The sequence below is a fragment of the Mesorhizobium sp. B2-4-2 genome, assembly GCF_006442845.1.
Lineage (GTDB): Bacteria > Pseudomonadota > Alphaproteobacteria > Rhizobiales > Rhizobiaceae > Mesorhizobium.
This window is the reverse complement of sequence record NZ_VFVM01000001.1, coordinates 23,751-43,047: the sequence shown is the minus strand read 5'-3', so window position 1 is coordinate 43,047 and position 19,297 is coordinate 23,751. Positions and strand designations below refer to the sequence as shown.

At 62.3% G+C, this 19,297-nt stretch carries 19 protein-coding genes and 1 pseudogene; 15 read left to right on the top strand and 5 right to left on the bottom strand.

The annotated features are described in order from the left end of the window. Window positions 1-4: 4 nt before the first annotated feature. The 6 genes and pseudogenes from FJ942_RS00200 to FJ942_RS00180 all read left to right on the top strand — a co-directional run bounded on the left by FJ942_RS00200 (window position 5) and on the right by FJ942_RS00180 (window position 4,448). Entirely contained in the window at window positions 5-841 is an 837-nt protein-coding gene (locus FJ942_RS00200) for a PIG-L family deacetylase (protein ID WP_140897055.1), read from the top strand. Further along, entirely contained in the window at window positions 838-1,902 is a 1,065-nt protein-coding gene (locus FJ942_RS00195; protein WP_140497386.1) for a glycosyltransferase family 4 protein, read from the top strand. Before FJ942_RS00200 ends, FJ942_RS00195 begins: the two co-directional genes overlap by 4 nt. A gap of 8 nt (window positions 1,903-1,910) precedes the next feature. Beyond that, window positions 1,911-2,891, top strand: a complete 981-nt coding sequence (locus tag FJ942_RS00190) for a GNAT family N-acetyltransferase (protein WP_181169760.1) — start codon at window positions 1,911-1,913, stop codon at window positions 2,889-2,891. Continuing rightward, window positions 2,836-3,678 (top strand): annotated as a pseudogene (locus FJ942_RS28730) (methyltransferase domain-containing protein); the annotation flags it as partial. The gene FJ942_RS00190 and the pseudogene FJ942_RS28730, both read left to right, overlap by 56 nt. 213 nt (window positions 3,679-3,891) lie before the next feature. Then, entirely contained in the window at window positions 3,892-4,110 is a 219-nt protein-coding gene (locus FJ942_RS28725) for a hypothetical protein (RefSeq protein WP_224519089.1), read from the top strand. A gap of 185 nt (window positions 4,111-4,295) precedes the next feature. Beyond that, a complete protein-coding gene (locus FJ942_RS00180) occupies window positions 4,296-4,448 on the top strand; it encodes a hypothetical protein (RefSeq protein ID WP_181165412.1) in 153 nt (50 codons plus the stop codon). Here the strand turns inward: FJ942_RS00180 and FJ942_RS00175 are convergent, their stop codons facing one another. Continuing rightward, on the bottom strand, window positions 4,449-5,012 hold the full coding sequence (locus tag FJ942_RS00175) for a sigma-70 family RNA polymerase sigma factor (protein WP_140555722.1): 564 nt from the start codon (window positions 5,010-5,012) through the stop codon (window positions 4,449-4,451). Between the two features lie 292 nt (window positions 5,013-5,304). Here FJ942_RS00175 and FJ942_RS00170 point away from each other — a divergent pair, with 292 nt between their 5' ends. Beyond that, entirely contained in the window at window positions 5,305-7,416 is a 2,112-nt protein-coding gene (locus FJ942_RS00170; RefSeq protein ID WP_140897054.1) for a catalase, read from the top strand. Between the two features lie 69 nt (window positions 7,417-7,485). Here FJ942_RS00170 and FJ942_RS00165 read toward each other — a convergent pair whose 3' ends face one another. The 3 genes from FJ942_RS00165 to FJ942_RS00150 form a co-directional block, all read right to left on the bottom strand. Next, window positions 7,486-7,974, bottom strand: coding sequence for a hypothetical protein (locus FJ942_RS00165; RefSeq protein ID WP_140497376.1), 489 nt, complete (start codon window positions 7,972-7,974; stop codon window positions 7,486-7,488). Between the two features lie 85 nt (window positions 7,975-8,059). Further along, on the bottom strand, window positions 8,060-9,355 hold the full coding sequence (locus FJ942_RS00160) for an Nramp family divalent metal transporter (RefSeq protein ID WP_140650311.1): 1,296 nt from the start codon (window positions 9,353-9,355) through the stop codon (window positions 8,060-8,062). A 406-nt stretch (window positions 9,356-9,761) separates the two neighbouring features. After that, window positions 9,762-10,073 (bottom strand): hypothetical protein, encoded by a 312-nt coding sequence (locus tag FJ942_RS00150; protein ID WP_140555686.1) that lies wholly within the window; start codon window positions 10,071-10,073, stop codon window positions 9,762-9,764. A gap of 353 nt (window positions 10,074-10,426) precedes the next feature. Between FJ942_RS00150 and coxB the strand changes: the two genes are divergently transcribed. The 5 genes from coxB (at window position 10,427) to FJ942_RS00125 (ending at window position 15,776) form a co-directional block, all read left to right on the top strand. Then, complete coding sequence (gene coxB, locus FJ942_RS00145) at window positions 10,427-11,416, top strand: cytochrome c oxidase subunit II (RefSeq protein WP_348640483.1); 990 nt, start codon at window positions 10,427-10,429, stop codon at window positions 11,414-11,416. Further along, entirely contained in the window at window positions 11,413-13,356 is a 1,944-nt protein-coding gene (ctaD, locus tag FJ942_RS00140; RefSeq protein WP_140555688.1) for a cytochrome c oxidase subunit I, read from the top strand. The genes coxB and ctaD overlap by 4 nt, the downstream gene beginning before the upstream one ends. Beyond that, complete coding sequence (locus FJ942_RS00135) at window positions 13,353-13,955, top strand: cytochrome c oxidase subunit 3 (RefSeq protein WP_140497367.1); 603 nt, start codon at window positions 13,353-13,355, stop codon at window positions 13,953-13,955. The genes ctaD and FJ942_RS00135 overlap by 4 nt, the downstream gene beginning before the upstream one ends. A gap of 1 nt (window position 13,956) precedes the next feature. Further along, on the top strand, window positions 13,957-14,298 hold the full coding sequence (locus FJ942_RS00130) for a hypothetical protein (RefSeq protein ID WP_140497365.1): 342 nt from the start codon (window positions 13,957-13,959) through the stop codon (window positions 14,296-14,298). A 107-nt stretch (window positions 14,299-14,405) separates the two neighbouring features. Further along, complete coding sequence (locus FJ942_RS00125; protein WP_140555689.1) at window positions 14,406-15,776, top strand: cytochrome c; 1,371 nt, start codon at window positions 14,406-14,408, stop codon at window positions 15,774-15,776. Window positions 15,777-15,834: 58 nt separating this feature from the next. Here the strand turns inward: FJ942_RS00125 and FJ942_RS00120 are convergent, their stop codons facing one another. Next, window positions 15,835-16,773: a LysR family transcriptional regulator gene (locus tag FJ942_RS00120; RefSeq protein WP_140897053.1), complete on the bottom strand. Its 939-nt coding sequence runs from the start codon at window positions 16,771-16,773 to the stop codon at window positions 15,835-15,837. A 125-nt stretch (window positions 16,774-16,898) separates the two neighbouring features. On the opposite strand from FJ942_RS00120, the gene FJ942_RS00115 reads away from it, so the two are divergent. From FJ942_RS00115 to FJ942_RS00105, 3 genes are all read left to right on the top strand, one after another. Continuing rightward, a complete protein-coding gene (locus FJ942_RS00115) occupies window positions 16,899-17,111 on the top strand; it encodes a 4-oxalocrotonate tautomerase family protein (RefSeq protein ID WP_140497359.1) in 213 nt (70 codons plus the stop codon). A 33-nt stretch (window positions 17,112-17,144) separates the two neighbouring features. Further along, window positions 17,145-17,885: an SDR family oxidoreductase gene (locus FJ942_RS00110; RefSeq protein WP_140897052.1), complete on the top strand. Its 741-nt coding sequence runs from the start codon at window positions 17,145-17,147 to the stop codon at window positions 17,883-17,885. A 395-nt stretch (window positions 17,886-18,280) separates the two neighbouring features. Continuing rightward, on the top strand, window positions 18,281-19,192 hold the full coding sequence (locus FJ942_RS00105) for an alpha/beta hydrolase (RefSeq protein WP_140671965.1): 912 nt from the start codon (window positions 18,281-18,283) through the stop codon (window positions 19,190-19,192). Window positions 19,193-19,297: the final 105 nt, after the last annotated feature.

Sequence of the window (19,297 nt, the reverse complement as noted above, 5' to 3'; positions counted from 1 at the left end):
TCCCATGCATCAACCATCGGCAACCCTGGGCGAATTCGCGGCCCTGTTGACGGGCAGTGACGCAGCACATGGCTCCGCCCTCATGGTCGTCGTCGCGCATCCGGACGACGAGACAATCGGCATCGGCGGGCATCTTGCCGGACTGCGGTCATGCCGCATCGTCCATGTCACGGACGGAGCACCACGCGATCTTGCCGACGCGCAAGCGCATGGTTTCGAGACATGGCAGGACTATGCCGATGCCCGCCGTGCGGAACTGACGGAAGCCTTGGCCGCGGCCGGCATATCGCCATCGGGCCTGACCGCTCTTGGCTATCCCGACAAGGAGGCTGCGGCGAATCTCGTGGCGCTCGCGCAGGAACTCGCCTGCCTTGTTTGCGACCCCGACATCCGCTTCGTCTGCACACATCCTTTCGAGGGAGGCCATCCCGACCACGACGCGACCGCTTTTGCCGTTCACGCGGCCTGCCATCTTCTGCGCCGTGACCGCCGGCCCGTGCCCACCATCATCGAAATGGCCTTTTATTCGGCTGGCCCGGACGGCCCGGTATTTCAGGATTTCGCCAGCGGCACCGGCAGTGATTGCATAGAGGTCTGCCTGACCGAAGCGGCCTTTCAGCAAAAGCAGCGCATGCTGGCCAGCCACCTGACGCAGCAGCGGACGCTGGCGCCGTTCTCGACCCGCACCGAGCGTTTCCGGCTGGCGCCGACCTATGATTTCCTGAAGCTGCCCAACGATGGCAGGCTCTACTATGAATCGCTGCCGCTGGGTTTCGAGCCCGGCACCTGGCTGCATGCAAGCGCCCGTGCTCACGAGGCGCTCCGGCTCGACCAGCCATGACGCTCACAGTGCTCAATGTTGCCTATCCTCTCGCGCCGGTGGGACCGAACGCCGTTGGCGGCGCCGAGCAGGTGCTGTCAATGCTCGATCAGGCCCTGACCCGCGCCGGTCACCGGTCCATCGTCATCGGCTGCCAGGGTTCCAGTGCAAGCGGCATTCTGGTGGAAACGCCCGCCGAAGCCGGCGTGCTCGACCAGTCAGCAAAAAACCGGGCACAGGAGTCCCATCGCGCCGCGATCGCCGCTGCCCGCGCCCAATGGCCGATCGACGTGGTTCACCTGCATGGCATCGACTTCGACGCCTACCTGCCTGCCGACGGTCCGACCCTGGTGACGCTTCACCTGCCGCTCGACTGGTACCCGGCCGGGGCGCTGCGCCCAGGGCGCGACGATCTCTGGCTTCACGCCGTCTCGTCAGCCCAGCAAAGAACCGCACCGCCGGACGCAAGCTTGGTTGCCCCGATCCCGAATGGTGTCGATATCGACGCGCTGAACCAGCCGCGGCCCAGGGGCGACTTCGCCGTCGTGCTCAGCCGCATCTGCCCGGAAAAGGGCATACACCTGGCATTGGATGCCGCCAGGCAGGCTGATGTGCCGCTGGTCATCGGCGGGCGGGTCTATCCTTACGAGACGCATATCCAGTACTTTCGCGATGAGGTCGAACCTCGCCTCGACGGCCGGCGCCGCTTCCTCGGTCCGCTCGGCTTCGCCGCCAAGCGGCGCTTGCTCAATGCAGCACGCTGCCTAGTCGTTCCGAGCCTCGCCGCCGAGACCAGTTCGCTGGTCGCGATGGAAGCACTCGCCTGCGGCACACCGGTGATCGCCTTTCCAAATGGTGCGCTTCCCGAAGTGGTCGAGCACGGCAAGACCGGCTTTATCGTCAACAATGTCGACGAGATGGCGCAAGCAATTGTCGCGGCACCCAGCCTTGATGCCGAGACGTGCCGAAGCGAGGCGCGCCGGCGGTTTTCGCTCGAGCGCATGGTCTCGTCCTACATGAGCGCCTATCTGGCGCTGGCCCGGCTCGGCGCCGACCGCAGGCGTCTCGCCGCGGTGCGGTGAAAGAGCAGATGCTGCGCAGCGAGATCATCGGCGATCCAGAGCAATTGCATGCACTGGCGCCGCACTGGTGGAACCTGTGGGAGCAGAGTTCGTCGGCGACGCCCTTTCAATGTCCCGCCTGGCTGCTGCCGTGGTGGCGCACATTCGCTCCGGGGGAGCTGGCGACGGTCGCCATCTGGCGCGGCAACGATCTGGTGGGCCTGGCGCCGCTCTATCTCGAACATGGCACGGAAGGCTCGAAACTGCTTCCGATCGGCATTTCCCTCAGCGACTATCTGGACGTGCTGTGTGTGCCCGGCAGCGAGGCCCAGGTCGCCACTGCCCTTGCAGAGAAGATACTCTCGATCGAGTGGTCGCAGTGGATCCTGCCGGATCTGCCGCAAGGCAGTGCCGGTCTGGCGATCGAACATCCCGAATTGAAAGCCGATGGACTGGTCGGCCACGCCGTTTGTCCCGTGCTTGCCACCGACGGCGATGAAACGCTGGCGGGCTGCGTCCCTGCCCGGCGCAGACGCCAGTTGCGCCGGGCGCGCCGCGCCGCATCCAGACGCGGCCGGGTCGAGTTGTCGCCGGCACGAGGCGATCCTCAACTGTTCCTCGACCACCTGATAGGCCTGCACGGCGCGCGCTGGGCCGGAAACGGAGGCGGCGTGCTGGCCGACCCCGCCGTCGAGCAATTCCACAGGTGCTCGCTTCCCCTGCTCGACGCTCGAGATCTGACCCGACGCTGGGTGCTCGCCATCGACGGCAAGCCAATCGGCGCCTACTACGGATTTCACCATCGCGGCCGTGCCTATGCCTATCTTGGCGGTTTCGATCCTGCCTATGCCGAGGAAAGTCCAGGCGCGATCCTGGTCGGCCACGCAATCGCCGAATCGATCCGCGAAGGTGCGCGCGAGTTCGACTTCCTGCGCGGCCAGGAGCCGTACAAATATGGCTGGGGCGCTGGCGACAGGTGGACGATGCGAAGGACTTGGACGCGGAAATGAGACCATGGTTTCGATGGAACCAACATCCGTGCGCCGCCGGATAGCGGTCAGGCTGGCGGTCGAGGACTGTATGGCGGACGCTGTCAGTGCCGAGGCCGTCATCGCCAGGCTGGCGCTGCATCTCCACCCAGGCATCGGGGCAGTCGAATTGGCGGAGATCGTGGCGGAGATCGATCCGGTCGATACTCGAGACAGGGAAAGGCTCCAGCAGATAGCCGGGCTGCTTCGCCGCGGATCGAAGGTTTTTGCCACGTTGCAGAAAACGGGTTCTGCCGTTCGTCACGAACGCGACGACGACGAGACGGATGCAGATGTCGTGACGCGGCTGGCCTCGGGCTTTGATGCCGCGGCAGCGATTTCCCGGGTGGCGAGTGTCCAGTTGGCTTCCCTTGGCGATGAGGAAAGGCTGGCAGCCACGACCGACGAAATCGTTGCATGGCTGACAGCGCAAGACTTCACCGGTGCTGGACGCAACATTCTGGACATCGGTTGCGGCATCGGGCGTTTCGAACGCGCGCTGTCGGCATCCTGTGGGCGGGTCGTCGGTATCGACATATCGTCGAGGATGATATCGATCGCCCGTGAGCAATGCGCAGCGCTTGGCAATGTAGAGTTGCGGCGGACCTCAGGCCTGGATCTGGCGGAGTTCGGCGACGCGAGTTTCGACTGCGTTCTGGCGGTCGACAGTTTCCCCTATCTGGTGCTAGCCGGCGTGGCGGAGCGGCATTTCGGCGAAATTGCGCGCGTCCTCAAAAGGCCGGGCAGGCTGGCCTTGCTGAACTACTCATATCGCGAATCACTGTTTTTGGACCGCTCCGATATCCGTCACCTGGCGCAACGTCACGGATTGCAGGTCGTCATCGATGGCGAAAAAGCGTTTCGGCTGTGGGACGGCGACGCCTTCCTGCTTGCCGGCGTGACGGAACATTACCAGCCAATGCCAGTTCGGGCGTCGAACACAGCGACGCTGAAGAGCGGCGCCAATTCGAAGGAGGACAGCATGGCATCCGGCAGCAAGAAACATATCGGCCGTGGCAGCCACGGCAAAGGGGCCGGCGCCGGAGCAATGACCGAACTGGCCAAGGACAAAATCGAAGAGAATGCCGTTTTATCCAACAGGGACAAGAAGCAGCACAGCGAGGAACGCGGCCTGGACGGCAATCAGATCAAGTCCGATCAATATCAGGATCATGCCGCAAATCGATTGCCGAAGGACTGAAAGCGCCGCAGTGGATCTGTGACCTCGGCAATCGAGAGTGGAAGAAAAACCTGTGCAAGGGCTGCCGGCAACGGTTTCGGCACCGGGCATCTCCTTGTAATGGCGGTTGCTTGTCATCACAATAGGATGACGGACTGCCATCCATCCAGCCAGGGAATACGATGTCTCGTTCGAGCGATGATAGAATGGACCCGCGCGCAGGAATGGCGATGGATCAGGAGATTGCCTCTCTGCTGATCGCGATCGAGCAGGAAAAGGTTCCTGATCGCTTGACCAGACTGGCGATCGAACTGCAAAACGCGCTCCTTGCGAAACGCCGGCGCGACATAAAGAACTGACTATCTGCGGTTGTCGGCATCAATATCGATCTGCCCGTCCGACAGATGATTTCGTCTTTCCATCAGCGTCTGCAGCGAACTCTCCCCCAGGAACTCAAGAACGGCGGCGCGGGCACGGTTGAGCCGGCTTTTGACCGTTCCCACCGCACAGCCACATATCTCGGCCGTCTCCTCATAGCTGACACCTAGGACGCCGATCAGCATCAGCACCTCGCGCTGGTGTTCAGGGAGCCTCTGGATGGCGCCGTGAACTTCCTTGCTCTGAACGGTCCATTCCTGTGTGGCTTCCGAAATCGGCCTCGAGGACGCGCAGTCGAGCAGGCCAGGCGCTTCCCTGGCCGCGACCTTGACCCGGGTGTAGTAGGTGTTGCGCATGATGGTGAAGAGCCACGACTTCATGCGCGTGCCGGGTTCGAACTTGTCGATGTTGGCAAGGCCCTTCGTCAACGTCTCCTGCACCAGATCGTCGGCATCGTCGGGGATACGGCAGAAGGTGCGCGCGAAAGCCCGTAGCGCGGGTATCAGGTCAACGATGGAAACTTCATGGGTTTCCTGGTCGGCCAAAAGATAGCCTTCGCCTGACAATGGTCCAGCTCCCAGAAAGAAGTATGAATGCAGACCCCAGCTAAATGCATGGACGTTTGTATCGTTCCGGGCGTTGAAGACAACTCTCCAGAAAATTCTGATGCGGCCGAACGATCCTGCTGCGGCCGCGCCCCCTTGCGCGCCGTCCACCAGCGTGTTCGCGCTGGCTTAGGATAGGCGCGACGCGCCGTTGTGCGGGAACAAAGCCATGCACCGGCAGTTCGGCGCCTTGAGCCAAGTCAGCCCACGGGCGTCAATCGAGGAAAAAATCATGGCCAAATCCGCACACCGTTCAGCTCCCAAATCGGCGCGTATGCACGATCAGAATGCCGCGCGCGGAAATGGCGGCGAATTGCACCAGATCGCGGAAGCCGACACGCCTGTTCTCACGACTGCCCTGGGAACGCCTGTCTCCGACGACCAGAACACATTGCGAATTGGCGAGCGCGGACCGTCTCTGATCGAGGACTCCCACTTTCGCGACAAGATCTTCCACTTCGATCACGAACGCATCCCGGAAAGGGTGGTGCATGCCCGTGGTTACGGCGCTCATGGCTATTTCGAGACTTATGAATCGCTGGCCAAATACACGCGTGCCGACATTTTCCAGCGCGCCGGCGAAAAGACGCCTGCCTTCGTGCGGTTCTCGACGGTTGCCGGCAACAAGGGCTCGTTCGACCTCGCCCGAGACGTGCGCGGCTTTGCCGTCAAGCTCTATACCAAAGAAGGCAATTGGGACCTCGTCGGCAACAATATTCCCGTGTTCTTCATCCAGGACGCCATCAAATTTCCGGACCTCATCCATGCTGCCAAGCAGGAGCCAGACCGGGCTTTCCCGCAGGCCCAGACCGCACATGACAATTTCTGGGATTTCATCAGCCTGATGCCGGAATCGATGCACATGGTCATGTGGATCATGTCGGATCGAGCGATACCGCGCTCCTTCCGTTTCATGCAAGGCTTTGGCGTCCACACGTTCCGCCTCGTCAATGCCGACGACGAATCCACATTCGTCAAATTCATCTGGAAGCCGAAACTCGGCATGCAGTCGGTGATCTGGAACGAAGCGGTCAAGATCAATGGCGCCGATCCCGACTTCCACCGCCGCGACCTGTGGGAAGCGATCCAGTCAGGAAACTTCCCGGAATGGGAGCTGACGGTGCAATTGTTCGACCAGGATTTTGCCGACAGCTTCGACTTCGACATCTTGGACGCCACGAAGATCATCCCTGAAGAGATCATTGAGCCAATCCCGGTCGGGCGGCTGGTGCTCGACCGTATGCCGGACAATTTCTTCGCCGAGACCGAGCAGGTTGCATTCATGACCCAGAACGTGCCACCCGGGATCGACTTCTCCAACGACCCGCTTCTGCAGGGCCGCAACTTCTCTTATCTCGACACCCAGTTGAAGCGGCTGGGCAGCCCGAACTTCACCCATATTCCAATCAACGCTCCGAAATGCCCCTTCGCACATTTTCAGCAGGACGGGCACATGGCCATGCACAACCCGGTCGGCCGCGCCAACTATGAGCCGAATTCGTGGGGCTCGGGTCCCCGCGAGGATCCGCAACGCGGCTTCCGCTCTTTCGCCGACGCCGAAGAGGGGCAGAAGGTGCGTCTGCGGGCGGAGAGCTTCGCCGACCACTACAGCCAGGCGCGGCAATTCTTCAACAGCCAGACAGCGCCGGAGCAACGCCATATCGCCATGGCGCTGACATTCGAATTGAGCAAGGTGCAGGCACCGGCGATCCGCGAACGCATGGTGGCGCATCTGCTGAACATAGATGAAACGCTGGCGACTCAAGTCGCCGACAAGCTTGGCATTCGAAACATGCCCGACCCCGCCGAGGCCGCCGTCCCGCCGCGCGACGACCTGCCGCCGTCTCCGGCTCTCAGCATTATCGAGAACGGCCCCGACAGTTTCAAAGGCCGCAAGGTCGGCGTGTTGCTGAGCGACGGGGCCGACACGGCCCTTTTCGAACAACTTCGCTCGGCCATCGAAACGGAAGGCGCGGTCATGGAGGTGATAGCGCCCAAGGTGGGCGGCGTCGAGGCCGCAGACGGCACCCACATCGAAGCCAGACACATGATCGACGGCGGTCCGTCGGTCCTGTTCGACGCCGTGGTACTGCTCCTGTCCGAGCCGGGCGCCGAGTTGTTGGTCAAGGAGGCAGCCGCGAAGGACTTCGTGTCGGATGCCTTTGCGCATTGCAAATTCATCGGCCTCACACCGGGAGCCGCGCCTCTCCTGGCCAAGGCAGGCATCGCAGCCGATGCCGATGAGGGATTGATGCGGCTGGACTCCGCAGCCTCCGCCAACACATTCGTGCAGGCTTGCCGCAAGCTGCGGCTGTGGGCCCGGGAAGCGGCCGTCAAGCTGTGACGCTATCGACCGGCACGGATTCCCGTCCGTGAGCGGCGGTTCGGCCAGCGGGATTCCAGTCGGTGCGGGCTAGGGGCGGTCTTGCTCCTTGGCCTCCCGCTGTTTTCTCAGCACTTCGTCGGTTCCGACCAGCTTCTTGGCTCCGCCTGGAATGGAGGTGGACACCACCGCTGGCGGGTCGCTGGCGGGAAAGGAATCTTCCAGACCGGCCTGCAGCTGATCCTCCAGCGTTTGCGGCTCTTCCGAGCGGCCGGGGGTTCTGCGGTCCTCTATCTTTTCCAGCGGTTGCTTCTTATCCGGCGATTCGTTCGCGTTCCTGATCCAGGCATAAAGCTGTTCGATCGCGAATTCCTTGATTGCCTCGAAATCGGCTCGATCGTCCTTGGTCGCCTCGATCTGATCGACCATGGCTTTCTCGAACCGGGCAAGGCTATCACCCCCGCAGGCCCGGGAAAGACGCAACAATGCCTCATGCAGCATCATCGGGGCGAAACGAGCCGAAGCCTCGAGTCTCAGTTGCTCTAAATGCTCTTGAGTGGCGGCTTGGAGCTTTGACATGGACAGCCCTTTCTCTCACACGCATTTCAACGAGAGTTGACCGTGGATGTTCCACTGCGCCTGAACGTCCTTCCGCGCCGGCGAACTACATGAACCAGGTCGCCACCAGTCCCGCGGACGCCGCAAAGACCGCTATGGTCGTCACGCCGCCCAGAATGTTGGTGGCCCTGCTGTTGACCTTGTCGCCCATGATCTTGCGATTGTTGGTCATGATGAGCATGAGAAGCAGCAGAGGTGGCGTCGAAAAACCCTGCACGATGCCGGACCAGACCAAGGCTTTCATCGGGTTGAAGCCAAAGAAATTGAGACCCACCGCCACCAGGGTGATCACTCCCGTCGCGATGTAGAATTTGGGCGCATGCCGGGGCTTGGCGTTCAAGCCATTCTTCCACCCCATGGCCTGCGCGAAATCGAAAGCGGCGCCGGCAGTCATGACCGGCACCGCCAGGAAGCCGACGCCGATCACCCCGGCCGCAAAGAGAATTCCTGCCGCGTCGCCCGCAAGCGGCCGCAGCGCTTCGGCCGCCTGCGCTGCCGTTTCGATCTGGGTATGCCCCGCCTCGTACAGCGTCGATCCGGTCGAAAGGATGATGAAATACATGATCAGGTTGGAAAAGATCATGCCGATCAGGATATCGCGCCGGGACCGGCGGAGTTCACCCTCGGTGGCTCCCTTGCGCTCTTCGAGGCTCGTCCTGCCCTTGGCGATCTCCTCCTCCACCTCCTGATTGGACTGCCAGGTGTAGAGATAGGCGGACAGCGTCGTGCCGATGATGGCGACGATGATGGACAGATATTCGCGGCTGAACTCGATTTTCGGCAGCAAGGTGCCGCGCAGCACCGAGACCACATCCGGCTTGGCGAGCACAGCGGAGACCACATAGGCGAGCAGGGCCAGTGCCAACCATCGGAATATGTTGCGGATTAGCTTGTAGGATCCGAACATCTGCAAGGCAAAAATAATCATCGCGACACCGATGACGACCGAGTTTGAAGGCAGCGGAACGAACAGCACGACAGCCGCCGACATCGCGCCAAGGTCGGCGGCTGCCTCGATCGTGTTGCCGATCAGCACGCCCACCAGCACGGACCACAGCAGCCAACGCGGATAGAAATCGGAAATGACCTTGAAAAGACCACGGCCCGACACCTGGCCAAGTTTGGACGAGAGATAGACGACGATGTACATCATCGGGAGAGTGACAGGAGCCGTCCACAAAAGGTCGGGCCCGAACCGGGCTCCGGCACTCGCATAGGTGCCAATGGCCGAGCAATCGTCGTCAGCCGCCCCAGTGATCAGTCCGAGCCCGAGAGCGCGTGTGATGCCGCCGTCTTTTCGCTTTCCCTCGCTTCGGCCGGCATCGTCAGCTGCTCCACTCATGGGAGATGCGTGTCCAACGAGGCCACACGGGAAAAAATCATGTCGATTGTTCCGACCAAGTGCCGATGCCGAGATTGAGGTTCGAACCTCCGGTCAAGCTTTTTGTTCCTGTGGAAGCCAACCGCCAATGAAACGCAGCGCCCGCCTTGGCCGTTGATGCGGCTGGAGCCGCATCGCCTTGAAGATCGACATGGATATGCCTGGGGCCGACGGTCGAAAAGAGTGCGGTGAGGCTCTTCACCCGCACCTTCCCCTAGCCGGCCTGATCTATGGCGGGGCGGCGCTGCTCATGGCGACCCTCTGGATCCGGGAAAGCGGAAGGCGGCAGGCCCGACACGACCTGCGTGCCGTCTGACACCGATGAATCGAAACAAAAAGCCAACCGCGGGGCGATCCACAGCCGCTGTCAGGCGGAACCTCGTCCCGGTAATTGCGTCTCTTCGCTGACCTGCTTCCGCAGCTCCTCACGCGCGCGTTCCACCTGGCCCTCGCCCGCGGATTGCGAGGCGCTGCGCCCCGACCGATCCAGCCTGTCCAACTCGTGCTCGACCGTTTGGCGAGAGCCCTCCGCCGGATCCTCTTCCGGATGGCTGTCCGCAGCCTGTTCCTGCCGCGTCTCTTCCCTGCCTCGGCGGTCGTTGCGCGTCGCGTCCTGGCTGTGATCGTCCTTGCCTGCGACGCTTCGATTTCCGCCGGCCGTTTTGTCTGTGTTGCTCATGGCTAGTTCCTAAGCTTTCGCGGCGTGGAACCGTCCGATGCGCGTCCCGCGCCTTTGCCTGGAGAAACGGACATATCCGCCATTTGGTTGCGCTCCCGGCGCGCAAGCATCGGCCCGGCGCCAATCGCATGGCGGAGAAAAGCCGGCCATCGTTGCCAGGCATCCTTTTACAGCGATTCGCGTTATCGCCTTGGCATCCATGGGGATTTCACATGGCAAGATGCACGGGCCCGTCCATCCGCCTGCGGCAACGGCGGCAATGGCCCATTGCGTCCGCCTTTGCACGTCCAGCTCGAAGCACGTCCGGCAGCCGTCTTCCAGGCGTCCTGAAATGGCTCGGCCTCGCGTCTACAGTGGTCTCGGCACCGGTCCTGAGCGGGTGCAGCGGCTGGCAATCCGCACTCCACGCACATGGTGCGAATGCCCGTGCGATTCTCGATCTCATCTGGTCTTTTGGCGCGGTGGCGACCATCACCTGGCTGCTCGTCATGCTGGCCCTGGCAATGGCGCTCTTCCATCAGCGCCGGGCACAAGCAGGACCCCCGCCGCTGGTCATCGACAGCCATCAGGAGCACAGGTTTAGCCGCGCGGTCGGAAGCGCCGTCGCGGCGACCGTGCTGGTTCTCGCCGCGCTGACGATAACGAGCTTCTTCGCCGGCAAATCCATTGCCTCGCTGGGCGGAAAGGAGACGCTCACCATCCGCATCACAGGGCATCAATGGTGGTGGGAAATACGCTATCCCAACGATGATCGGTCGCGCATGATTGTCACGGCGAACGAGATCCATCTTCCCGTCGGCGAACGGGTAAAGGTGGAACTCGATTCGACCGATGTCATTCACAGCTTCTGGGTGCCAAGCCTCGCCGGTAAAAGGGACCTCATTCCGGGCCGGCCGAGCGAGATCACCCTCATTGCCGACAGGCCTGGTATCTATCGCGGCCAGTGCGCCGAGTTCTGCGGCTACCAGCATGCTCACATGGCCGTCACCATCATCGCGGAAAGCCGCGAAGCGTTCGAGGCATGGCGGTCCAGACAAGACGCCGCCGCCATCGCGCCTGCCAGCGAGGAGGAACGCCGCGGCCAGCGGGCTTTTCTTTCCACCGGTTGCGCGCTCTGCCACACGATAAGGGGGACGCCGGCCAAGGGAGCGGTCGGGCCCGACCTTACCCATCTCGCACACCGGCGTGCATTGGCCGCCGACACGCTGGCCATGACACCCGGCGCGCTCGCCGCGTGGATCGCCGATCCGCAATCCATAAAACCCGGCGCGAAGATGCCGCGCATTGCTCTCAGCGCCGACGATCTTCGTGCGGTCGTCGCCTATCTTGGAAGTCTTGAATGAGTGGCGTTGCCAGGAAGACGGCTAGGCGAAAACAGGAAGCGGCCCTGAAAGGCATCCGCGACACCGGGCTCGACGAGGCAAGACTGCACGACTATCTGGCGCATGCCTGGCGGACGCCGAACGGCCTCTATGGTTGGCTGGTCACGGTCGACCACAAGCTGATCGCCCGGCGCTATATGGTGACGGCCTTCCTGTTCCTCGCCCTTGCAGGCCTGTCGGCACTTGCCATGCGGTTCCAGCTTGCCACGCCGGAGGCACGCCATATCGGCCCCGATCTCTACAACCAGCTCTTCACCATGCATGGCACGACGATGATGTTCCTGTTCGCCGTACCGGTCATGGAAGCGTTCGCCATCTACCTGGTGCCGCTGATGATCGGCACCCGAAACGTCGCCTTCCCGCGGCTCAACGCCTTCAGCTACTGGGTCTATCTCTCCGGTGGGTTGATGATCTGGATCGCCTTCGCTTTCGACACCGGCGCGGATGCCGGCTGGTTTTCCTACGTGCCGCTCGCCGGACCTGAATATGGGATCGGCAAGCGCCCCGATTTCTGGGCGCAGATGGTGACCTACACCGAAGTGTCCGCACTCGCGGTCGCCGTCGAGATCATCGCGACTGTGTTCAAGCAGCGCGCCCCTGGCATGTCGCTCGATCGCATCCCGCTCTATGTCTGGTCAGTCCTCGTCATGGCTTTCATCATATTGTTCGCCATGCCCGCGGTGATGGTGTCGAGCACCATGCTGATCCTCGACCGGCTGGTCGGCACCAGGTTCTTCGACCCGGCGGCGGGGGGCGACGCACTGCTCTGGCAGCACCTGTTCTGGTTCTTCGGCCACCCGGAGGTCTATATCATCTTCATTCCCGCGACCGGCTTCGTCTCGGCTATCCTGCCGAGCTTCGTGCGCCGTCCGGTCTTTGGCTATCTCGGGATCGTGCTGTCGCTGGTTGCGATCGGCTTCCTATCCTTTGGACTATGGGTGCACCATATGTTCGCCACGGGCCTGCCGCAGCTCGGCGAAAGCTTCTTCACCGCCTCCTCGATGATGATCGCCATTCCGAGCGGCATCCAGATCTTCTGCTGGATCGCGACGATCTGGGGCGGCCGGCCGATTTTTGCCACGCCGCTGCTTTTCGTGCTCGGCTTCATCTTCACCTTCGTGATCGGCGGGCTGACCGGGGTCATGGTCGCCTCGGTGCCGCTCGACCTGCAGGTGCACGATACCTATTTCGTCGTCGCACATTTCCACTATGTGCTGGTCGGAGGCGCCGTCTTCCCCCTGCTCGGCGCCGTCTACTACTGGTTTCCCAAGATCACCGGCCGCATGCTGTCCGAGAGGCTCGGCCGCTGGAATTTCTGGCTTGTCTTCATCGGCTTCAATCTCACCTTCTTCCCGATGCACATCCTTGGCTTGCAAGGCATGCCGCGGCGCGTCTACACCTATCCGCCGGCGAGCGGCTGGGGCGGCACGAACCTGTTCATCAGCATCTCGTCGCTGGTGGTGTTCGCCGGCTTCGCGCTTCTCGTCCTGAACATGCTGCTCAGCCTTCGCAACGGTCGCCTCGCGGGAGACAATCCCTGGGGGGCGAGCACACTGGAATGGGCAACGACGTCACCGCCGGCTTCCTACGATTTTTCGCGCCTGCCAGTGGTGACCCATCGCGAGCCGCTCTGGGCCGAACCCGACATACTCCCGGTGGTCGAGGGCCTGCGCGTCGATGCGCGCGAAGTGCTTGCCGGCACGGTCGCCGATGCGGTGCCGCAACTGCGCGTGCCATCGGCCGACAATTCGATCTGGCCGCTGCTCTCGGCCATCGCCGTGGGTGGCGCGTTTCTGGGCTCAATATACACGCCATGGGCGGTGGTCTGGGGCGCGATACCGGTCTCGATCGGCTTTATCTGCTGGTTCTGGCCGAAAGGCGAGCCGGAGGACGAAGAATGAGACACCGGCCAACCGTCGACGTCAGCCACCTGCCCACCTATGATTTTGGATCGGCAAGCCCGATCTGGTGGGGAACGGTGGCCTTCATCGCCCTTGAAGCAACCGGTTTTGCCCTGGCGATCGGTACCTATTTCTACCTGGCTGTGCAGGCGCGGCATTGGCCGATCGGAGCGCCGGCACCCGATCTCCTGCCGGGCACGGCAATATTGATCATTCTGCTTGCCAGCGCCGTCCCCAACCGTCTGATCGATCTTTGGGCGCGGCGGCAGGACCTTGTGAAGGTGCGCATCGGCATCGTCGTCATGTCGATCGCCGGAATTCTTCCCCTGATCGTGCGCATCTGGGAATTTCCCGCGCTCCGGATCTCCTGGGACCAGAACGCCTACGGGTCGATCGTCTGGCTCCTGCTCGGCCTGCACACGACACACCTCCTCACCGATGTCGGGGACACGATCGTGCTCGCGGTTCTCATGTTCACCAAGAAAGGCAACACCGGACGCCACTTCAGCGACGTGTCGGACAATGCCTTCTACTGGGACTTCGTGGTCGTCTCATGGGTCGTGCTCTATCTCGTAATTTACTGGGTTCCGAGGATGTAACATGCAGGCGATCCGCACGGGCGTTTCCTGGGCAGGCATGGCCACCGGACCAACGGCGTGGGCGATATCGCTGCAGCTCGACTATTCAATCGCATATTGGCAATGCGACGCCGGGTTTCGGCCCACTGTTCTGTTCTCGCTGACAGGCGCCGCCGTCGCGGCGCTGGGCGTCCTGTCGTCATGGCGCGCCGTTCATGATCCAGGGCACGGCACGAGCCCGCCCCTGAAGGCGCGCACGCGCGCGTTTCTGGCCAGGACTTCGGTAGGCATCGGGGCCCTGTTCACGCTCGTCATGCTGGCGCAAATGGCGGCCGGATTGATCTTCAGCGGATGCGAACTGTGACTGTGCAGCGGAGCCGACGAGCGGTCATCCGCCATGGGCAGCGTTTGCGGTGGCCTGCTGCGAGCGTTCCGTTCCTCGCCGTTCTCCTACGTGTAGTCGCGGCCGTCATGGCGTCGCTGGCGCCTGGCACGCCGCTGCGGGCGAACGAGATCCAGAAAGGCGAATATCTTGCCCGAGCCGCCGATTGCGTCGGCTGCCACACGTCCAATCCGAGCCGGCCTTTCGCCGGAGGCTATCGGGTGCCGACGCCGTTCGGCGATGTCTATTCCACCAACATCACACCGGACCTCGACACAGGCATCGGGCGCTATTCCGCCGACGAATTCGTGCGAGCCGTGCAGAAAGGCGTCAGACGCGACGGGGCCGATCTCTATCCCGCCATGCCATATGACAGCTTCGTCGGGATGAACCGCGAGGATGTGCTCGCGATCCGAGCCTACCTGCTCACGACCGCGCCGATTTCTCAGCCGCCGCCGCCAAACATACTGCCCTTTCCATTTAACCAGCGCTGGACGCTCTGGTTGTGGAAACTTGCCAACCTCCACGCCGGCGGCTTCGGACCAAATCCAAGCCGAACCGGCGCATGGAACAGGGGCGCCTACCTGGTGGAGGTGCTTGGCCACTGCGGCGCCTGCCACACTCCAAGGAATACAACGTTCGGCATGGATGAAGATCGCAAGCTTGCCGGCGGCAGCGCCGGTATCTGGCAGGCGTTCAACATCAGCAGCGACAAGATCGCGGGCATAGGCGGCTGGAGCGATGAGGAGCTGTTTCGGTTTCTCAAGACCGGCGCCATGCCTGGAAAGGCATATGCGGGCGGTCCGATGGCGGAAACGGTCATGAACAGTCTGCAATATCTTTCGGACGACGACATTCATGCCATCGTCGCCTATCTCAGGACCGTGCCCGCCCAATCGGGAGACGAGAAGCGGCCGCGCTTCGCGTGGACCAATCCGCCCGCAGCCGCCCGCGATGCCGGGACGAAGACCAGCGTGGAGGGCAGCGGGGTCGCGGTGGGCGACGATCTCTACCGGTCGCTCTGCTCGGGATGTCATGGCCTGAATGGAGGCGGATCGGCGGATGGCACCTATCCATCACTGACCAACAACAGCACTCTCGGCGTAACCTCGCCTGAGAATGTCGTCATGACCATCCTTGAAGGCGTCAAGGCAGGCGGCGTCGCGGGCCGCAAATCGATGGCGGCCTTTGACGGCTGGCTGGACGACGGCCAGGTGGCGGCCCTTGCAAACTATGTGACAGCGCGCTTCGGAAACCCGCAAGTCAGCGTCACGGCAGCCGATGTGCGCCAGATGCGGGCAGGCTCGACGACAGAGCAGACGGTGCTGGTTCTGGCGGCCCAGGGGCTGGTGGGGGGCGGCATCGTATTTGTGCTTGGTCTGGCGCTTCTGCTCGCCAGACGCCTTCGCCTGAGAAGGCACCAGAGGCATCTCACATTCGTGTCAAGGGGCAGGCCATGAGACGGTGTGCCGAAGCGTGGCGGACCTGTTCCGCCTTTCCGTGCAACGATGAACTGCCTCAGCTTGATATCTCGACCGAGCCCTTCTGAGAGGAACTCCCGGCAACGCCGCGAGGGGCCCGAAAAACCTCCGCCAGCCAATCAATGAACACCCTGATCCGCGAAGACAGATGGCGGCTCTGGGGATAGAGCACGGATACGGGTATCGGCGGTGGTGGGAAGGCTTCCAGTATCGGAACCAATTGCCCGGTGGCGATCTGATGCTCTACGCGATAACGCGGGACCTGTATCAACCCGAGCCCGGCGACGCCGGAGGCCGTGTAGATTTCGGCGCCCCGGACGACGATATCGTAGGGCAGTGGAACCTCCCTTGCCGCGCCGTCCTTATAGAATTCCAGCGGGTACGGCTGCCCTGTCGCGGAGGCGGTATAGGCAACCATGCGATGGCCGCCGAGATCATCCGGTGTTGAAGGGACGCCGTGACGTTCAAGATAGGCTGGGTTCGCCAGGGTGAGTTGCTCGAATGCGGTTATTCGGCGACCGATCAGAGACGAGTCGGACAGCTCGCCGGCTCGCACGACGCAATCGACGCCTTCAGTGATGAGGTCGACCATCCGGTCGCCTTCGCTGAGGCTGAGCGAGATGCCGGGATAGCGCGTGATGAACTCGGGCAAGGCGGGCATGACGAAAAACCGCGCGATGGTCCCCTGCATATCCACACGAAGCGGACCCTTGGGTTCAGCATTCCTGAAGACGCTCTCCACCTCATCCAGGTCCGCAAGGAGCCGGATGCAGCGTTCATGGTAGAGTGCGCCATCGAGCGTCGGCCTCACATTTCGGGTTGTCCGTTCGAGGAGCCGAACGCCGAGATCCGCTTCCAGGCGCTGGATCGCATGAGTGGCAGTGGGCCGCGGAACCTGCAGGTCCCGCGAGGCCTGGGCAAAGCTCCCACGCTCGACGATCCTGACGAAGAGCCGCATGACGTCGATACGATCCATGACCATCTCGTAGTCGATTGTTATGGTTTTTGAAATGGTGGTGTTGAAATCGGCTTTCTAGTGCTGGTTTTAAAAACGGCTACCTTCACACCATTCAAGTCCTCAGATCGACAGGAGTGAAGATCATGCCTTTCGTCAATTTCAAGGTTCCCGAGGCGGCGCTGAACCGGGCCCAGAAAGAAGAGATCGTCCATCGGGCCACCGCGATGCTCGTGGAATATTTCTCCGAGGCCGCTCGGCCGCATACCATGGTCCTGATCGAGGAGGTCAAGGACGGCGGTTACGCCCGCGCCGACGAGGTCTTCGTGATCCCGCAGGAATATCGAGCGAAGGATTGATATCGGCAACAACACGGCAAAGGAACAACCACAATGACCACCTCAACGAATAGGGTTGCAATCGTCACGGGAGCCTCTCGCGGCATCGGAGCGGCCATCGCCCGCCGGCTGGCGAGCGACGGCCTCACGGTCGTCGTCAACTATGCAGGCAGCGCCAAAGCGGCCGCCAAGCTGGTGGACGAGATCGAAAAGGCCGGCGGTCGGGCCACCTCCTTCCAGGCCGATGTCAGCGACCCGCAAGCTGTGAGACGGATGTTCGATTCCGCCGAAGCGGCCCATGGCGGCGTCGACGTGCTGGTGAACAATGCCGGCATCATGAAGCTCGCGCCGGTCGCTCAATTTGATGATGCGACCTTCGATCAGACCATCGCGATCAATCTCAAGGGCACGTTCAACGGCCTTCGCGAGGCGGCGAGGCGCCTGCGCGACGGCGGCCGCATCGTGAACTTCTCGACCAGCGTCGTCGGACTCTACCAGCCGACCTATGGCGTTTATGCGGCCACCAAGGCCGCGGTCGAAGCGCTCACCCACATTCTGGCGAAGGAGTTGGGATCCCGCGCCATCACGGTCAACGCGGTTGCGCCGGGGCCGGTGGCCACCGAGCTTTTTCTCGAAGGCAAGGATCAGGCTACGCTCGATCGTATCAAACAGATGAACCCGCTCGGCCGTCTGGGCGAGGTCGACGACATCGCGCGCGTCGTCTCCCTGCTGGTTGGACCGGACAGCGGCTGGATCAACGGCCAGATCGTCCGAGCGAATGGCGGGGTCATCTGAGGAACAGGATCATGAAGCAAGTCCGGCTCGGATAGGGGAAGGCTTTCCGTGAACGCGCTGCCTCGGACGGAGGTCGACAAGAGCGGCCTGATGGTCGCATGCCAAGGAACCCGATCGCGCCGTCCTCGTTGGGCAGGGATGCAGACCCACGCGCGCTTCATCATGCCGTCAACCGCGGCCACAAATGCTCGACATCGCCTTTCTGGAGGAAGGCGCGAAGCATGACACAGCGGCTTTGCTGCTGCACGGCTGGCCTGACGACGCTACCACCTGGGTTTCTGTCGCCGAGAGATTGTCCAGGGCCGGAATTCGCACCATCGCACCATGGCTGAGAGTTTCGGTCCGACCCGCTTCCTGTCGGATTCCTCGACAAGTCTCTGGATACGGAGGACGAGATGATTGCGAACTGGACTCTGCCTGAACGCTTCATCTACCGCGGTCATGCGATCGCCTGGGGCACGCTCGGCGAGGGACAGGCTGCGGTCCTCTTGCACGGCTCGCCATTTTCCTCGCTGGTGTGGCGGCGAATTGCACCGTGGCTCGCGCGGCACCGTCGGGTTTTCTATTATGATTTGGTAGGTTTCGGGCAGTCCGACAAGCCGGATACCGACGTTCTGCACGGTCTTCAGAATGGACTTTTCGCGGCGCTGGTAAAGCACTGGGGTATAGAGCGCCCGGACGTCGTCGCGCATGACTTTGGCGGGTCTGCCGCGCTGCGCGCCCATCTCATGGACGGCATCGACTACAGCAGCCTCATGCTGATCGATCCTGTCGCAATCAGCCCGCAGGGATCCGCGCTGGTGCAGGCGGCCAAGACGCACCAAGACGTTTTTGCCGGTCTACCGGCTTATATCCATGAAGCCGTCCTGCGCGCGTATATTGGTGCCGCAGCGAAGCACAAATTGCGCGAAGAGAAGATGCGGCTTTACCTCCAGCCTTGGCTTAGCGAGGAGGGCAAGAAGGCGTTCTGGCGCCAGGTGGCGCAGATGGACGACAAGTACAGCGAGGAGATCGAAGATCGTTACGGCGAAATCCGCTGCCCCGTGACCATTCTTTGGGGCGCCGAGGATGAATTCATCCCGCTGAAAGATGGTGAGGAACTCGCACGGCGCATTCCAAACGCTCCACTCGTTGTCGTACCGGATGCGAAGCATCTTGTTCAGGAGGACGCGCCAGAGGCTATTACCGCAGCCGTTCTCGACTTCTGGCACCGGGACGGCGCGCGTCACGATGCAGCGCGGACGCCGCCGTTTTCCGAGCCTCGAACAACGGCCCGGGCAGGCCCGCAGGCCGGAGCGAATAGATGAGCTGAAGCGTATCGGCGATGTCTGTGACTTGACGGTCGATGATCGATCGCACCGCCGTCGCCACGCAGGGCCTGCGAAGAGTGCGCTCGCTGTCAGCATTCGCAT

Coding starts and splice junctions, on each gene's coding strand:
- FJ942_RS00200 (WP_140897055.1), top strand. CDS start 5: ATGCATCAACCATCGGCAACCCTGGGCGAATTCGCGGCCCTGTTGACG.
- FJ942_RS00195 (WP_140497386.1), top strand. CDS start 838: ATGACGCTCACAGTGCTCAATGTTGCCTATCCTCTCGCGCCGGTGGGA.
- FJ942_RS00190 (WP_181169760.1), top strand. CDS start 1,911: ATGCTGCGCAGCGAGATCATCGGCGATCCAGAGCAATTGCATGCACTG.
- FJ942_RS28725 (WP_224519089.1), top strand. CDS start 3,892: ATGGCATCCGGCAGCAAGAAACATATCGGCCGTGGCAGCCACGGCAAA.
- FJ942_RS00180 (WP_181165412.1), top strand. CDS start 4,296: ATGGACCCGCGCGCAGGAATGGCGATGGATCAGGAGATTGCCTCTCTG.
- FJ942_RS00170 (WP_140897054.1), top strand. CDS start 5,305: ATGGCCAAATCCGCACACCGTTCAGCTCCCAAATCGGCGCGTATGCAC.
- FJ942_RS00165 (WP_140497376.1), bottom strand. CDS start 7,974: ATGTCAAAGCTCCAAGCCGCCACTCAAGAGCATTTAGAGCAACTGAGA.
- FJ942_RS00160 (WP_140650311.1), bottom strand. CDS start 9,355: ATGAGTGGAGCAGCTGACGATGCCGGCCGAAGCGAGGGAAAGCGAAAA.
- FJ942_RS00150 (WP_140555686.1), bottom strand. CDS start 10,073: ATGAGCAACACAGACAAAACGGCCGGCGGAAATCGAAGCGTCGCAGGC.
- ctaD (WP_140555688.1), top strand. CDS start 11,413: ATGAGTGGCGTTGCCAGGAAGACGGCTAGGCGAAAACAGGAAGCGGCC.
- FJ942_RS00135 (WP_140497367.1), top strand. CDS start 13,353: ATGAGACACCGGCCAACCGTCGACGTCAGCCACCTGCCCACCTATGAT.
- FJ942_RS00130 (WP_140497365.1), top strand. CDS start 13,957: ATGCAGGCGATCCGCACGGGCGTTTCCTGGGCAGGCATGGCCACCGGA.
- FJ942_RS00125 (WP_140555689.1), top strand. CDS start 14,406: ATGGCGTCGCTGGCGCCTGGCACGCCGCTGCGGGCGAACGAGATCCAG.
- FJ942_RS00120 (WP_140897053.1), bottom strand. CDS start 16,773: ATGGATCGTATCGACGTCATGCGGCTCTTCGTCAGGATCGTCGAGCGT.
- FJ942_RS00115 (WP_140497359.1), top strand. CDS start 16,899: ATGCCTTTCGTCAATTTCAAGGTTCCCGAGGCGGCGCTGAACCGGGCC.
- FJ942_RS00110 (WP_140897052.1), top strand. CDS start 17,145: ATGACCACCTCAACGAATAGGGTTGCAATCGTCACGGGAGCCTCTCGC.
- FJ942_RS00105 (WP_140671965.1), top strand. CDS start 18,281: ATGATTGCGAACTGGACTCTGCCTGAACGCTTCATCTACCGCGGTCAT.